General features: G+C 57.9%; 17 protein-coding genes. 10 read left to right on the forward strand and 7 right to left on the reverse strand.

Annotated features, from left to right (window positions below; translation table 11 throughout):
* Positions 1 to 71 precede the first annotated feature (71 nt).
* The 3 genes from ACVWY9_RS13700 to ACVWY9_RS13710 all read left to right on the forward strand — a co-directional run bounded on the left by ACVWY9_RS13700 (position 72) and on the right by ACVWY9_RS13710 (position 883).
* Positions 72 to 239 (forward strand): response regulator, encoded by a 168-nt coding sequence (locus ACVWY9_RS13700; protein WP_414426320.1) that lies wholly within the window; start codon positions 72 to 74, stop codon positions 237 to 239.
* 169 nt (positions 240 to 408) lie between these two features.
* On the forward strand, positions 409 to 615 hold the full coding sequence (locus tag ACVWY9_RS13705; RefSeq protein WP_011432020.1) for a hypothetical protein: 207 nt from the start codon (positions 409 to 411) through the stop codon (positions 613 to 615).
* Between the two features lie 40 nt (positions 616 to 655).
* On the forward strand, positions 656 to 883 hold the full coding sequence (locus ACVWY9_RS13710; protein ID WP_011432021.1) for a hypothetical protein: 228 nt from the start codon (positions 656 to 658) through the stop codon (positions 881 to 883).
* Between the two features lie 153 nt (positions 884 to 1,036).
* On the opposite strand, the gene fba is transcribed toward ACVWY9_RS13710, so the two are convergent.
* A complete protein-coding gene (fba, locus tag ACVWY9_RS13715; protein WP_011432022.1) occupies positions 1,037 to 2,116 on the reverse strand; it encodes a class II fructose-bisphosphate aldolase in 1,080 nt (359 codons plus the stop codon).
* A gap of 375 nt (positions 2,117 to 2,491) precedes the next feature.
* On the opposite strand from fba, the gene ACVWY9_RS13720 reads away from it, so the two are divergent.
* On the forward strand, positions 2,492 to 3,085 hold the full coding sequence (locus ACVWY9_RS13720; protein WP_011432023.1) for a hypothetical protein: 594 nt from the start codon (positions 2,492 to 2,494) through the stop codon (positions 3,083 to 3,085).
* 35 nt (positions 3,086 to 3,120) lie between these two features.
* Here ACVWY9_RS13720 and murI read toward each other — a convergent pair whose 3' ends face one another.
* Both murI and ACVWY9_RS13730 read right to left on the reverse strand, forming a co-directional pair.
* Complete coding sequence (murI, locus tag ACVWY9_RS13725) at positions 3,121 to 3,984, reverse strand: glutamate racemase (protein ID WP_011432024.1); 864 nt, start codon at positions 3,982 to 3,984, stop codon at positions 3,121 to 3,123.
* 182 nt (positions 3,985 to 4,166) lie between these two features.
* Positions 4,167 to 5,960, reverse strand: a complete 1,794-nt coding sequence (locus ACVWY9_RS13730; RefSeq protein WP_457388964.1) for an N-acetylmuramoyl-L-alanine amidase — start codon at positions 5,958 to 5,960, stop codon at positions 4,167 to 4,169.
* Positions 5,961 to 6,163: 203 nt separating this feature from the next.
* Between ACVWY9_RS13730 and ACVWY9_RS13735 the strand changes: the two genes are divergently transcribed.
* From ACVWY9_RS13735 to ACVWY9_RS13745, 3 genes are all read left to right on the forward strand, one after another.
* Positions 6,164 to 7,291 carry a hypothetical protein gene (locus ACVWY9_RS13735; RefSeq protein ID WP_457388966.1) on the forward strand — a complete coding sequence of 376 codons (1,128 nt, stop codon included), beginning with the start codon at positions 6,164 to 6,166 and terminating at the stop codon, positions 7,289 to 7,291.
* 354 nt (positions 7,292 to 7,645) lie between these two features.
* Entirely contained in the window at positions 7,646 to 8,251 is a 606-nt protein-coding gene (cbiT, locus tag ACVWY9_RS13740) for a precorrin-6Y C5,15-methyltransferase subunit CbiT (RefSeq protein ID WP_414332185.1), read from the forward strand.
* A gap of 198 nt (positions 8,252 to 8,449) precedes the next feature.
* The gene (locus ACVWY9_RS13745) at positions 8,450 to 8,668 is read left to right on the forward strand and encodes a hypothetical protein (protein WP_414332184.1); all 219 of its coding nucleotides are present in this window, start codon (positions 8,450 to 8,452) and stop codon (positions 8,666 to 8,668) included.
* A 523-nt stretch (positions 8,669 to 9,191) separates the two neighbouring features.
* Here ACVWY9_RS13745 and ubiE read toward each other — a convergent pair.
* From ubiE to ACVWY9_RS13765, 4 genes are all read right to left on the reverse strand, one after another.
* Positions 9,192 to 9,989, reverse strand: a complete 798-nt coding sequence (ubiE, locus tag ACVWY9_RS13750) for a bifunctional demethylmenaquinone methyltransferase/2-methoxy-6-polyprenyl-1,4-benzoquinol methylase UbiE (RefSeq protein WP_457388969.1) — start codon at positions 9,987 to 9,989, stop codon at positions 9,192 to 9,194.
* A gap of 106 nt (positions 9,990 to 10,095) precedes the next feature.
* A complete protein-coding gene (locus ACVWY9_RS13755) occupies positions 10,096 to 10,809 on the reverse strand; it encodes a hypothetical protein (RefSeq protein WP_457388971.1) in 714 nt (237 codons plus the stop codon).
* A 147-nt stretch (positions 10,810 to 10,956) separates the two neighbouring features.
* Entirely contained in the window at positions 10,957 to 11,235 is a 279-nt protein-coding gene (locus tag ACVWY9_RS13760; protein ID WP_457388972.1) for a hypothetical protein, read from the reverse strand.
* A 101-nt stretch (positions 11,236 to 11,336) separates the two neighbouring features.
* On the reverse strand, positions 11,337 to 11,960 hold the full coding sequence (locus tag ACVWY9_RS13765; RefSeq protein ID WP_414399320.1) for a CatB-related O-acetyltransferase: 624 nt from the start codon (positions 11,958 to 11,960) through the stop codon (positions 11,337 to 11,339).
* Positions 11,961 to 12,062: 102 nt separating this feature from the next.
* Here ACVWY9_RS13765 and cobU point away from each other — a divergent pair, with 102 nt between their 5' ends.
* From cobU to ACVWY9_RS13780, 3 genes are read left to right on the forward strand one after another with little or no spacing between them, the layout of a single operon-like run.
* Positions 12,063 to 12,620, forward strand: coding sequence for a bifunctional adenosylcobinamide kinase/adenosylcobinamide-phosphate guanylyltransferase (gene cobU / locus ACVWY9_RS13770; RefSeq protein ID WP_414331153.1), 558 nt, complete (start codon positions 12,063 to 12,065; stop codon positions 12,618 to 12,620).
* A gap of 37 nt (positions 12,621 to 12,657) precedes the next feature.
* Entirely contained in the window at positions 12,658 to 13,137 is a 480-nt protein-coding gene (locus tag ACVWY9_RS13775) for a CRR6 family NdhI maturation factor (RefSeq protein WP_011432033.1), read from the forward strand.
* Positions 13,134 to 13,676 carry a hypothetical protein gene (locus ACVWY9_RS13780; protein WP_457388975.1) on the forward strand — a complete coding sequence of 181 codons (543 nt, stop codon included), beginning with the start codon at positions 13,134 to 13,136 and terminating at the stop codon, positions 13,674 to 13,676. Before ACVWY9_RS13775 ends, ACVWY9_RS13780 begins: the two co-directional genes overlap by 4 nt.
* The last annotated feature ends 205 nt before the right edge of the window (positions 13,677 to 13,881 follow it).

The raw sequence follows: 13,881 nt of genomic DNA on the forward strand, positions 1-13,881 counted from the left end.
GGCCTGTGGATCGAACTGCACGGGCGGTCGGAAGCAGGAACCCGCCGAGACGACTGCGCAAGGAGCCATCCATGCGCAGCGTGGTAGGAATCTCCGGCCTTCAGGCCGGGGAGGATGTCAATTTCCCAGTTTCACCCTCCTCTCTGGCTCAGCTTGGAGCCAATGGCCTCATCGGCAAACCCTTCAACGCCGCCACCCTGGCTGCGGACATCTGTGCTCTGCTGGGCTGGGATCCCTGACTCAACCCTGAACCCGCCCCAAAGACCCCTGGGATCCCACCGATATCCGCCAAATCGCGTAGAAGAAACGTACAAATTGCCTACGCAAATCCTCGATGTTTCTCTGTACTTCCACTGATCTCGAGGCTATGATAGGGGCATGAACGTTAGAAATACGGAGGAAACACAGATGCAAGTCAGTGAAGATCTAACCCTGGACTACCGTACTTACCGCATAGCAGCCCTATTGAGCGAGAGCTTCTCTTTGGGAGCACTGCTGGGAGTATCCCTCAAGTGGCAGAACGATGTCTCCTCCGTGAATGAGCCGCGGCCCAGGGCTTCCCATCTTTCCCTGCAGGACATCGAGCAGCGCTACCTCACCTCTTGGCAAAGATAGTCTTCTCCCTTCAAAAACCATCTCTCAAACAGAACCAGCCATGAATACAAGTCTTGACTCTGTTACTCTGCCCTCCAGCATCCAAGAAATCGTGGAGCAGGTGTTCCGCAGCAGCTTCCTCAGCTTGGGCCAAGAGAACCGCATCAATGAGCTGCTCTTTCAGCGGCGCTACTCTGAGGCTGACCTGGAACTGTTGGACTGCCTAAGCTTGGCGTTGCTGAACCATCAAATTGAGACGGAAAAACGTTCTGCGGCAAAAGCTGCCTGACCCCCAAAACGCATCAAGTTCCTCCAAAGCAAAAGGGGATCCCAGCTGGATCCCCCTATTTGTCCAATCTGAGTCCAGTGACCTAGCTGATCTCCAAGGAAAACCCTGGAAGCGCCCCGGCAAGCATTCCAGAGTTCTTGCAGGATGTGGGGACTAGACCGCAACGGTCTTCTTCACCTGAGCCGCCAAAGCTCCAGAAGCATACTTGGCTGCCATCTCATCCAAGGTAACCACCGGAACTTTGGTGCCATGGCCAGCACAGCCGAAGGCAATGTAGCGCTCAGCACAGACTTTTTGCATTTCCTTGATGGAAGGCTTGAGGAAGTGGCGGGGGTCAAACTCTTTCGGATTCTCGGCCAGAGCGCGGCGCACGGCAGCCGTGATGGCCAGGCGGTTGTCGGTGTCGATGTTTACTTTGCGCACTCCATTTTGGATGCCCCGCTGAATTTCTTCCAGCGGCACACCGTAAGTCTCGGGAATGGAGCCGCCGTATTCGTTGATGATGTCGATCAGCTCCTTGGGCACCGAGGAGGAACCGTGCATCACCAGGTGCGTGTTGGGCAGGCGGCGGTGGATCTCAGCAATGCGCTCCATGTCGAGGATGTCACCAGTGGGCTTCCGGGAGAACTTGTAGGCGCCATGGCTGGTACCAATGGCTACGGCCAGCGCATCCACCTGAGTTCGCTCCACAAAGTCCACCGCTTGGTCGGGGTCGGTGAGGAGTTGGTCATGGCTGAGCGCCTCTTCCGCGCCGTGGCCATCTTCCGCTTCCCCACGGCCCGTTTCCAGGGATCCCAGGCAGCCCAGTTCTCCTTCCACGCTTACCCCAATTGCGTGGGCCACTTTCACCACCTCGGAGGTCACGGCCACGTTGTACTCGTAGCTGGCCGGGGTTTTGGCATCTTCTTTGAGGGATCCATCCATCATGACGCTGGTGAAGCCGTTGCGGATGGCGGAATAGCAGGTAGCCGGGCTATTGCCGTGGTCTTGGTGCATGGCGACGGGGATGTGGGGGTAGGTCTCCACTGCCGCCAGGATCAGGTGCCGCAGAAAGTTCTCGCCCGCATACTTGCGTGCCCCTCGAGAGGCTTGCAGGATAACGGGGCTGTTGGTTTCATGGGCTGCCTGCATGATTGCTTGGATCTGCTCCATGTTGTTGACGTTGAAGGCAGGAATGCCGTAGCCATGTTCGGCGGCATGATCCAGCAGCGTCCGCATTGCAACGAGAGCCATCGGTTACCTCCTGAGGTGCTGACCTAGTGCGTATGAGATTTGCTTACCGTTGATCTTAAGATACTTTTTACGTTTTGGCGGATAAGCCGCCGGGGATCTGCGCATCTTGCCGAGGGATCTTTGCAACCATTGGCCGCAATGCTCGCGCTCAGACGCAACAGGCGCGCCGACATCTTCAGGTACAGTGGGGAGGGGCAAGACTGTTGGGCGCTTGCATCGAGGATGGATCTGCCCATGCCCGCTCAATTTATCTCTTAGTCTCTCTAATTCTACTGTGGTGTTTTTGTGTTGTTTGCCCGGAGGAATGGGAACGTGCGTTGCAATCGCTGGCCGGTCTTGGGTGTAAAGCCAACAAGGGCTCTCTGGGGTAGTTGGGTGCAAGGAACCGGTTTGGCAATGGCCTGTTGGGCGACGGGCCTTCAGTTGGCAGCTTGGGGGATCCCCGGGCAATCTCCGGATCAGGTGGCGGCCTGGGTGAGGGACAATCCTGTGCTGCGGCCCCGTCCGGGCGAAACCCTGAACATCAACCGAGTGGAGCCGGATGGATCCCGTTTTACGTTCTTGGCCTCGGTGGCTCCGCCAGGACGGATCATCAACCCGCTGGATCGGGAGACGATTCGCTCGGAGCGGATGACGTTCTTTCGCCCCCAAGGACTGACAGCAGAGGATCTCTTTCGAGCCATTCGCGACGTTTATGGGCCGGAGATCGCCGCCGATCTGGATCAGGCGGTGGAGGTGATTCGCTACCCGTCCCCAGAAGCTCTGGCAAGCAGTCCGGGCTATACCTTGGCCCTTGCCATCCAAGGGGTGGTGCTGCGGGGAAACCAATTTATGTACTGGCTGGAGCTGACGCAAAACCCCGATGGCCGCGTGCAGCAGGGGCAGGTGTGGGTGTTCCAAGAGGAATGGCTTCCCAAAGTGGAGGGGGAGCTGGCGGAGCGCTTCCCCTTGCAGGTGATGACCCGTTGAGGGGCCCCCAATCTTTTCCCCAAGAAGAGAGGCGTTCAGGGACGGAGGAAAGCCGGCAATTCCACCCGCTCTACCTGGGGCCGAAAGCCCAACCAAGGAGTGGCCAACTGGGCAAATCGCTCTGGATCCCCGCTCACACAGAAACGGTGGGGTTCCTCCTGGGCAGCGGTCGAGGGGCGGCGCAAGCCCCATAAGCTCAATTCGCGGGCCAGGGATCCCACCAGCGCCATCCCTGGATCTACCCGTTTGACCGAGGACGGCAGCAAAGGCTTCAGGATTGGATCCAGCAGGGGGTAGTGAGTACAGCCATAGACAAGAGTATCGATCCCCTGTTGCAACAGCGGTTGCAGGTAGCGTTCAGCCGCCTGTCGCAGAGCAGGGCTATCCAGCCATCCGGCTTCAATGAGAGGGACGAACTCAGGGCAGGCCTGCTCCCAACAGTAAACGGGGTACGGAAAACGTTTGGGATCCAGAGCGCTGTACTCTTGAATGGCTCTTGAGTAAGCGCGACTCTTGACCGTGGCCACCGTGGCGAGCACCCCAATGCGGGATCCTTGGGCCAGTGCTGCCTGGGCGCCGGGTAGGATCAACCCCAGAACGGGCAGGGCAAACTCCTGCCGCACGTGGTCCAGAGCCAAGGCCGAGCTGGTATTGCAGGCCATCACCACCAGCTTCACCGGCTGTGCCTGCATCCATGTCAGAATTTGCCGCACAAAGGCCAGGATCTCCTCTGGCGAGCGTTCCCCATAGGGCAACCGCGCTGTGTCGCCGAAGTAGATGAGCCGTTCCTGGGGGAGCCGGCGGCGTAAGGCTCGCCAAACCGTCAGCCCGCCCAAGCCGCTGTCAAACACCCCAATTGGCCAACTGGGATCTGGCTCTGATTTCCACTCCCACTGCATGCTCCGTTCTCCTCAACACCTTGGCCTAAGCTGCTGTATCCTACCCTGCTTTCGAGAATCTCGGCGACAGATTCCCTGCCTTCCCTCTGAGATCAACTGGGCCAACTGGATCGTCAATTCGATCAATTTCAATTAAGGATCAATTGAGAGATCCGATAGACATGAACAAGCTCAGCCAACGGCTAGCGACTGCGCAAGAAAGTCTCAATGCCATCGGCAATGGCCCGCGCCAAGAGAGCCTGATATTCGGCAGTAGCCAATTTTCGCCCTTCGGTTGGGTTGGTTACGTATCCCAACTCCAGCAGCACGGAGGGCATACCCACAGGTGTTTCCCGCACCACAAAAAAGCGGGCTCGTCTCACCCCCCGGTCAGCAGCACCGGTGGCCCTGACCAAGCTGCGGTGCAAGATGGCGGCCAGCTCGGCGCTATCGGGTCGCAGGTAATAGGTCTCGATGCCGTGAATGCCGGAGCGATCCAGGGCGTTGGCATGAATGCTCACCAGCAGGGCAGCATTGGCCTGAACGGCCATATCCACCCGCGGTTGCAGCAGCACTTCCCGGTCATCGGTGCGGGTCATCACCACCCCGTACCCCCGCTCCTGCAGCAGTCGTTGCACCTGGTGGGCAACGGAGAGCACGATGTCCTTCTCCTGGATCCCATCTACCCCGATGGCACCGGGATCCCGTCCCCCGTGGCCGGGGTCGATGGCAATGACCGTCCGGTTCAGAGATTGGGGGGTGGAAGGGGAGGCAGGGCCGGGCGTCTGCGGCTGAGGTATTGGTGGAGGAGCATTCAGAGGTCGCAGCTCCAAGGTAATGCGGCGGGATCCCTGGCCGGGGTTGGGCTCGAAGACATTGAACTCCTCGGCGGGCTGCACCAGAATGCTGACCGTGCGGGCATCTTCCTGGACAAAGCGGATCCGCTCCACCGGCCCTCCAACCGGCAAGCCGGGATCCGGCATAGACTGGGGCAGGCGCGCCGGCGCCACATTGATGCGGTAGCCGCCACTCTCGGGATCCCAGCCGGCCCGGTAGAACATGAATCCATCGGCGCTGATGATCAACTGGTTGCCCTGGAGCTGAACCGATTGCAACGTGGCCAGCGGCCCACTGCTGTTGACAGAGCTGACCTCGGGCAAAAGGCTGGCCTGGGCAGCACCCCCGGCAGGCTGGATCCAGATCCCACCTCGCTGTGGGTCGTAGCGGGCTTCCCAGTCGCCACCGGAGGAATCCACATCCAGCACTACCCGAGCAACGGTGGGCTCAAACTGCCCGATACGCAGCCGCGAAACCCCCAGACGGTTGATGACATAAGCTCGCTGGGTGAGGGCAGGGCTGAGGGTGGTGTTGAGAAAATCCACCACTACCCGATCCGGATCGAGGATGCGCCGCACCGTAGTGGAGGGGCTGCCTTGGGTACGGATGAAAAAGCCTTCTGCTTGCGGGGATACCTCTAAAATTTGATGGCCGGAGCGGGAGACAGGCAGGGGTGGGGGGGATCCGACAGCTTGGCTCTGGGGCAGTGGGATGGGAGCTGATGAGCCGGCAGATGAGGGGGGAAACGGCGGCGAAGGGGGAGCGGCCTGGGTGAGTTGAACAGCCCAGCGGGAGGGGCCGGCAGTGAGCAGTTGCAGTTGGTTGAGGCTGAGAGGCTGATCCGGCTGCAGATACAGCACAAAGCGGGTAATGGTATCCGTAAGCTGGCTAATCTGCAGAGAGGTGACACGGCCTGCAAAGGTCTGGGTCTGGGGCTCCCGTCCGAAGCGGGTGTTGGGAAAATCCAGCACAACCCGAGGCGGATTCTGCAGCACGAACAGAAAAGGCCGCACCTCGCCCTGGGTGTTAACTTCCAGCCGCCCCTGCTGGGGGTCGTAGTACCAACGCTCAATGCGCGATAAACCTGGGGCTGTAATCGCCTGAGCCTGGACAGATTCCGGGGGAAACAGCCCTGCCCCCGCCAAGCTCAACAGCAGCATCGCCCCCCATATCTGCCTTGACCCCGGCTTGCCAAATTCGGGCATGACCTTCCATCCACTCCCCACACCTGCAACTATACCAACCTGCTTTCGGAGCAGCCTGGGAAGGAGCGCAATTCCGCTCTTGCCTGCAGGGCTGGGGGATGATGGGTAGAGGCTCGCCCCTTCTTCTTCCTGCTTGTTCTCCGGCGAGGTATCTTGGGATGCCCAGGCCACCGGATCTCCTAACCCTGGCCCGAGCTGGACACGCCCAGTCGATTGTGCAGGTTGTGCGGATGGAGCTGCTGCGGCGTCGCTGGTGTGCCCGAGTAGACTTTGCCGACGAGACCCTGCACGTCCACCTGCTGGGATCCCTGTACCAGCCTGCGCTCTCCCCCCAAGTTGCTGCTGCCCAACTGTTTCTGATCTTGAAGCAACTGCGGATCCCACGGCTGGATCAAGTGGAGATTTGCGCTTTCCGCGGCTCACGCTTGCTCTGGCGGCAGAGCCTAAAGCTGGGATCCCGGCAGCGTTGGGATCGGTTTTCCTTCGATAACTGGGCAGTCAACGCCTGGGCTTACCCGGCTGCGTTTGCGGTGGCCCTGATGGTGAACAACATAGGCTTGTTGCAGTTGTTGCATTTGCCTCTTCACATTTGGATCCACGAATTTGGCCATGCCACCGTCGCCTGGTGGAGCGGGTATCGGGCTTTGCCTCTGCCCATCGGCTGGACAAGCGTTAGCTCGCAGAGGGATCCCTTTGTGTATTTTGGAATCCTCTTTTTACTGATTCTACTCTTCTGGTCAGCCCGCAAGGAGCGGATTGGGTGGCTGCAGGTGCTGGCCATCTTTCTTGCTCTATTGCAGTTTTACATGACCTGGCTGATGCCCAATCGCACCTGGGAGATGTTGTTTGTCTTTAGCGGCGTTGGAGGAGAATTTTATCTCAGCACCTTTCTGATGGCCAGCTTTTATTTTCCCTTGCCAGATCGCTGGCGATGGGATTTTTGGCGATTTGTCGTGCTGGGGATCGCGAGCAGCAGCCTGTGGAGAAGCTTTTGGGAATGGCACAGCATCAGACTGGGATTGGCCGAGGTTCCCTGGGGAACTTTGTTGGGCGGCCAAGGAGATGCCAGGGGGGATATGAACCGCCTAAACTACGACTTTGGCTGGAGCACCGATCAAATTATCCAAACCTACACTTTTTTAGGGAACCTGTGTGTTTTCGTCGTATTGAGCCTATATGTTCTATTCCTGTTGCGGGCAAATGATGAGATTTGGCTGTATCTGCGAGCAAAGCTTATTCTTTGGATGGATGGTTTGATAGGCTCCAGTTCAAGGAAGCGTTCTTAAGATCCTCTTGTACTGAACATTGCCCCAACTACAACTTTTTCCGGCAGCACCAGCTACATCCGGCGCAAAATGAGCTCTTGGGTAAAAGGGATCCCGCTTATCTCCAGAACTTCCAATAGCGTCCAACTCGATTCCTCAAGGGGGCAGGATCATTTTGGTTTTGGACTGCAGCTTTGCCGGTTGGGAATTGCTCCAACCACTCCGTTGAGCTCAGAGGGCGTTTGTGGTGCCCATCTGGGCAATGATTGGGCGGGAGAAGCGGCACCCCTATCAGGTTGGAGATGGCCTGTTGAGCATTCGCTCTATGCTGAGGGATATGTATAGACAAACTTCCTCTGCAACGGTACTTTACCCATGTCAGCCGCCTTCTCTTGGCCCTACCGCACCCCAGGGATCCCAGACTCTGCCTTTGAACGCATCCCAGGGATCCCGATGAGCCCTCGTGAGGTGCGCGTGTTGGTGCTAAGCCAGTTGCGCCTGGGAGAGAACCACTGCCTGTGGGATATCGGCGCCGGAACCGGCACAATTGCCATTGAAGCGGCTGTTCTATGCCCCAAAGCTCGCGTGATTGCCATCGAGCGAGATGCCGAGGTAGTCAGCCTAATCGAGAGCAATTGCGAGAAATTTGGCCTCACCAACGTGCAGGTGATTCAAGGTACTGCCCCCGATTGTCTGCAACACCTTTCTCCGGCACCGGATCGCATCTGCATTGAGGGAGGCCACCCCCTACGCGAGATCTTGGAAGCCTGCTGGAGCCATCTCAGCCCCAACGGGCGGGTCGTGGCGACGACCAACTCTTTGGATGGGCTCTACGGCCTTTCTGCCGGCCTGGCCGCTGTGCGGGCTCATCATGTGGAGGTGATTCAATCGGCGGTGAACCGCCTGGAACACCGCGGTCGGACTCAAATGCTGCTGGCATTGGATCCCACCTTTGTTTTAAGCGGAGAAAAAATGAGTTAAGTTTTATATGACCTGTTTACATTTTTTGGTAGATCTTTTCCCAAGGTGATGAATAAAAGCAGATTGGTCTGTCTCGAATGTCTTAAACTGGCAAAAAAGATTGGGCCACCACAAACCTTAAGCTATACTGATGTTTCTCGATCCCAAACTCAAATCTGCTTTTATACCAGATTAAGAGAGCTGGGAAACCCAAAAGCTATGGTTCAATTCCAAAACCCCTTTCAGGAATCACGGGAAGTCAGGCTGCGGCAACTGTTGATTCGAGAGCGCTGGCCAGAAATGCTGAAAGGCTGCCGGGCTTGCATCCATTGGGACGACTTCAAGCGACCGGAATGCTGCGGTGACTGCGGCATTGGCGATCGCCGTAGGCAAGCGGTAACCGAAGAAAGCCCACCCAGCAAGTCCCCAGGAATTTAGGGTTTCCCAAGCTTTCCAGAGGGGGATCCCAGCTCTTGTGGTGGCTTGTAGTAATTTTTACCTAGGGAGTTTTACCCAAAAATTGGGTCCCAAGCCCAGTCTTCACATCTGTCTGCAGCCAGAGCAAACCAGCAAGGTGGGGAGGCAACGAGCGCCTCTCGCAGGATCGTTATGTCGTTGCTCCCTAGCCTCTCATCGCGCCAGCGGGCCGGAGGCCTTTCGCGCCAGCGGGACGGAGTCCTTTTTTCGCCCCATTGGCCCTCTGCTTCAGCGTCTCAGGAGCAGCTCCCCAGCAACCTCCACACAGGGATCCATGTTAATTTCTACACCAACATGGTTAGCGACAGGGTCGGCGACAAGCCTCAAACCCTGATTCTTCCGTTGACCCGGTCGATCCCGCTCTGGGCAAGGGTTTCAGGCCTCTCGGCAGAGAAAAATAAGGGGAAATTGCAGCCGTTCGCGCCAGCGGGACGGAGTCCTTTCGCGCCAGCGGGACGGAGTCCTTAAACGAGACCCTGTCGATCTAGGCCCCTGGATCCCGCTCTGGACAAGGGTTATAATCGGGGGGAGTCGCTTCCCTTCGGGGAAGTGGAATTAATGGAACAATACGAAACTTCTCAATCACCAGTACCCCCATCATGCCCCACGCTAGGGGGTAGAACTTGGCAATGGCAAACCCTGCCTGCAGGGCCATTTGTCGTTGCTCTTCTCCAGAGGGAAAGCGATCTAGGCTGGGATCAATGTAGGCATATTCGGATCCCAGTCCCAAAGTTTTGGCCTGGGCAACCACCTGAGTGTTCAAGTACCAGCGCTGAAATTGTTCGCAAAGAGGGATCCCTGTGGGGCGGTGAAAATCCAAAATGGCGGCACGACGTCCTGGCTTCAGTACTCGCCTAATCTCTCGCAAGGCTTGGGGAATATCGGTTACATTGCGCAAGCCGTAGCCCATGGTAATGGCATCGAAGCTACTGTCGGGAAAAGGTAAGGCCAAGGCATCTCCCAAAACCCACTCCAGGGAGTAGCCAGGGAAGAGCCGGGAGCGACGCCGGGCAATCGCCAGCATGGCGGGAGAGAAATCTAGGCCCACCACATGTCCCCTTCGTCCTACTCGGCGGGCCAACTGCAGAGCCAGATCACCGGTTCCACAGCACAGATCCAGCACATATCCTCCTGAGCTGGCGCCCGACCAACGCACGGCCATACGCTTCCAAACCTGATGGAGGCCCAGGCTCAAGGTTTGGTTGAGGGAGTCATAGTGGGGAGCAATGCGGTCAAAAAGCGCTCGGATTTCCTCAGGCTGTTCAAAGGTTGGGCTAGGCACCTCTTCTCAACTCCACCTCATGTTCCCCGTACAAACTTTGTTGCTCCTGTTGCTCCGCAACGCTACGTGACCGGATCTGTGGTCTGAAGCTAAAGGAAGAGGGGTGTTACGGCGGCACTGGGATCCCACTGGCTCCCACTCGGTGGCGGCGGCTGGGGTAATCAGCCAAACTCAGGGACAGGGATCGGGATCCGGCTAGGCTCGAGGCTGGGATGCGGATGGTTCCCTGGAAGACTTGGCTATTGGGGGGCAGCTCCCCCGGCAAACCCTGGGTGAGCGCGTTGATTGACCGTCCATTGTCGTCAGTAATGTTCAGGAAGCTATAGAGAAAGCGCACCGTCTCTGCCGAGTTGTTTTGCATAGCTACATTCAGAACCACTTGGCTTCCCTCGCGACGAACCGAGAGCACCTGCATAGAGACCTGTCCACCGGCGGCAATTGGTAGGGGGGGCGGAGGTGGTGTGGGCGCCGGCGGGGCAGGAACTCCGTCCTGCTGACGGGAACGAGAAGGTGGAGGAGATGGGGTGGCGGGGCGAGGAGTTGGCGACGGGGCCGCCGCCAATTCAGGAGACAATCTGGGGGTGGGTGTTGGAGTGGGAGTTGCAACCGGCGTGGGTGCTGGGGTAAAGAGGGGGGTGGGAGTTGGGGACGGACGAAGGCTGGCTTCGGCTGCTGCAATTACCTCAGCCTCGTTCAGCAAAGGCACAGTACGGGGATCCCGAACTTCGCGGGAAGGAGAAGCCCGACCGGCGCCGGTGACGGGAGAAGAAACCCCCGATAGAGCTCGCTGACCAAATAGGTAGCCCAGACAAGCACTCAACACCGTTGTGAAGAGAAACGCGCTCAGCCAGAACAGCACCCCCGAGAATGTGGAGGCGAACTCCTGAGACGGTTTGGCCGGTCTACGCAAAGGCTGTTAACTCCTGCTGCTAGTTCGCTTTCCTATGATACGAAAGTGACAGAGAAGCTAGGGGTTCTCGACCGGGGCAGAGTTTTTGCGTTGTTGCTCATGGGCCTGTAGCGGGGCGCTGTCTAAGTTGGGCAGCCGCTCCCCCAGCCACCAACCCGGATCTTCCCAGCTCAGGGATCCCAGCCATTTCCCGGCCCGATCTGCCAAGACCAAGCCCAACAAAACGGGAGCAGTGGTGATCCCCAGCGCTAGGCTGAGCCAGAGCGGTTGAGGAGATCGAAAAGAGGCCGAAGCAGCCTTGTGTTCAGGCGAAGATATCGGCTTGGGATCTGTCATGGTCGGGCTTTTGAGCCTGAAGTACAGTCAGGTTATTCGAGATTGTTTTTTCAAGCGTAACCAACTCTCATCTTAGCCTGCGGGGAATTTCTCAAGTAGTTTCAAACAGCAAGAAGGCTTTGCTTGATCTGAGAAAGCCCTGACATTGCTTCCTGATCTAGTGGCCGACAGAGAAGAGGTGCTGCCTGGCGTATGGCTTCAAGGGGCCAATCCCACCAAGCAAGTTGGATAAGCCACTCGATCACTTCAGGTGCAAAACGGTAGCGAACCACCCTCGCTGGCACGCCCGCAACAATGGCATAAGGGGGGACATCTCGAGTTACCACAGCACCCATTCCAACAACTGCTCCATTTCCAATGGTTACCCCCGAGCGAATCTTAGCGCCATAGCCAATCCAAACATCATGGCCAACAACAATATCTCCGCGAGTTACAGGGTGCCCTTTCAAAGCACGAAGCTCTCGCCAGGAATCAGGTAAATGGGTGAAAGGGTAAGTAGTAACCCAGTCAGTATGGTGCTCGTACCCTACGAAAAAATGCACCCCTCCTGCAATCGAAGTGCAACGTCCAATCTTGACGCGGGATGACTCTCCCATCCAATGAAGGAAAAACTCATATCCGTAGCTTAGGGAGCCAATCGTGAGCAGAGGAAAAGGCTCTAAACCGGCGTGAGCAAAATAGGTTTTCTCTTCCAGCTGGGCAGCGTGCTCGATTCGGATGGGCATAGAGATTCAGCCTCAGGATTGACCGGGTACCACTCGGCTGAGGACTTCAGCAGGCTGTTGTCGAGGTTAGACTCAAACGTCAGTGGATTTCCATTCTACCCAATGGCGATTGTGCTGATCTGCGGCCCTGTGCGCTCTGGCAAAAGCCGGCTGGCAGAGGGTTTGGCTGCGGCTTCGGGCTTGCCGGTTATCTACCTGGCTACCGGGCCGAAACCCGATCCCAAGACGGATCCAGAATGGGCAGAGCGCGTTCAACAGCACCGGCAACGGCGGCCTTCCAGTTGGCAGACTTGGGAAACCGGGAGGGACTTGGGGGCAGAACTGCAAAAGTTGCCCCAGCCCTGTTGTGCGCTGGTGGATTCGCTGGGGGGATGGGTGGCGCAGGGCCTAGACTGTCCCTCTTCAGAATGGGATCCCTTGGTGCAATCCTTCTTGGCAACCTTGCAAAGCCATAGAGGGGAGATCCTCCTGGTGTCTGAAGAAGTGGGCTGGGGGGTGGTGCCCGCTTACCCACTGGGGCGGCGGTTTCGGGATCGGATGGGGGAACTGACCCAAAGGCTGGCTCCCCTGGCCGACCAAGTGTTTTTGGTAACGGCAGGTTTTGCCCTGGATCTCACCCGTCTAGGGATCCCAGTGGCGAGCAAGACAGAGCAGAGCTGAGATAAGCTGCATTTGCAAGCCAGATAGCTGTGTTGCCGTGCCGATTACCCTCTACCTTCCTGCCAAGGCCATTCAAACTCTGGATCTCACCCCCGGCCATGAGCTGGTGAAAACCTTGATGGCCGATCCCGTGCGTGCTGCCCAGCAGGTGCAATGCGCCATCGATTGGCCGCGCAGCCCTGAGGATCCACGGGAGCTGTCCGAGATCCCGGAGGTGCGCCTGTGGTTTATTCGGTGGGATACGGTCTACCCCTGGATGCCCTACTTTCTCAATTGGCGCCAAGGAGAACTCGCCCGTTACGCGGCTATGATGGTGCCCCACCAATTCAACCCTCGGGAGGGCATTGTTTACAACCCAGAAGCGTTGGAGATCTTTGTCTACCAGAAGATCTTTGTGTTGATGCGGTGGTTTAAGCAGCAGAACCTGGGATCCGTCTCCATGCTGCGGGATATGGCTTTGGTGTTTGGCTTCGAGATCCAGCCGGAGTTTCTCGCCCTATGGGAGGCAGAGCCATGAAGGTGATGGTGGCCAACACCTGGCCGGGGATCCCAGGAGCTACGGCAGTGGCCGACGCTTGGCAGCAGGTGGTTCAACGCCCTTGGGGCCGGCTCAGAGTGGATCCCAACCCTTCGGAAGCTCAGCTAAAGGCCCTCTGGCAACAAATCTCCGAGTGGGCAGGAGAAAAAGATCCCCTACTGGTTTTGCCGGGCAGCGTTGCCGATCCCCTGGGGCCAGGCCAAACCTGGGCGGATCTGGCCCATGCGTGGGGGTTGAGCTTGCTGCTGACGCTGCAGCGGGAGACTGCTCTGAGCCAAGCTGCCGCTTTTGCCGCCCTGTTGCGCCAAGCCAAGGCCTGCGGTTTGGGGTGGGTGCTGATTGGATCCCTGACCGAAACTGGGGATCCCCAAGCCTTGGAAAAGCTGGATGCAACTTTGATCCCGCGCCTGGAAGCCCAAGTAGGAATGCCGGTGTTGGGGAGAATGGCTCTTGATGGGCAGATCCTTTGGGATCCAGATGCCCTGCTGCTCTGCAATGCTGCCCAACCAAGGAACTGAGCGCCACCCACTGATCCCTGCGGCTCGAACCGTTCCTCTTCACTTGGAGGGTAGGCGAAACTTCATTCTTGTTGCTAGGGAAACCACAAAAAAATCCCCCAGACCAAGCTGGGGGATCCACCAATGCTGTTGAAGCGTCAGGTCAGGCCATCAGCCACGCACCGCAGGCGCTACCTCCACCGCCGCCAAATCCAGCGGGAAGTTG

It is taken from the genome of Thermostichus sp. OS-CIW-31 (assembly GCF_054060305.1).

Coding starts and splice junctions, on each gene's coding strand:
- ACVWY9_RS13700 (WP_414426320.1), top strand. CDS start 72: ATGCGCAGCGTGGTAGGAATCTCCGGCCTTCAGGCCGGGGAGGATGTC.
- ACVWY9_RS13705 (WP_011432020.1), top strand. CDS start 409: ATGCAAGTCAGTGAAGATCTAACCCTGGACTACCGTACTTACCGCATA.
- ACVWY9_RS13710 (WP_011432021.1), top strand. CDS start 656: ATGAATACAAGTCTTGACTCTGTTACTCTGCCCTCCAGCATCCAAGAA.
- fba (WP_011432022.1), bottom strand. CDS start 2,116: ATGGCTCTCGTTGCAATGCGGACGCTGCTGGATCATGCCGCCGAACAT.
- murI (WP_011432024.1), bottom strand. CDS start 3,984: ATGCAGTGGGAGTGGAAATCAGAGCCAGATCCCAGTTGGCCAATTGGG.
- ACVWY9_RS13730 (WP_457388964.1), bottom strand. CDS start 5,960: ATGCTGCTGTTGAGCTTGGCGGGGGCAGGGCTGTTTCCCCCGGAATCT.
- ACVWY9_RS13735 (WP_457388966.1), top strand. CDS start 6,164: ATGCCCAGGCCACCGGATCTCCTAACCCTGGCCCGAGCTGGACACGCC.
- cbiT (WP_414332185.1), top strand. CDS start 7,646: ATGTCAGCCGCCTTCTCTTGGCCCTACCGCACCCCAGGGATCCCAGAC.
- ACVWY9_RS13745 (WP_414332184.1), top strand. CDS start 8,450: ATGGTTCAATTCCAAAACCCCTTTCAGGAATCACGGGAAGTCAGGCTG.
- ACVWY9_RS13760 (WP_457388972.1), bottom strand. CDS start 11,235: ATGACAGATCCCAAGCCGATATCTTCGCCTGAACACAAGGCTGCTTCG.
- ACVWY9_RS13765 (WP_414399320.1), bottom strand. CDS start 11,960: ATGCCCATCCGAATCGAGCACGCTGCCCAGCTGGAAGAGAAAACCTAT.
- cobU (WP_414331153.1), top strand. CDS start 12,063: ATGGCGATTGTGCTGATCTGCGGCCCTGTGCGCTCTGGCAAAAGCCGG.
- ACVWY9_RS13780 (WP_457388975.1), top strand. CDS start 13,134: ATGAAGGTGATGGTGGCCAACACCTGGCCGGGGATCCCAGGAGCTACG.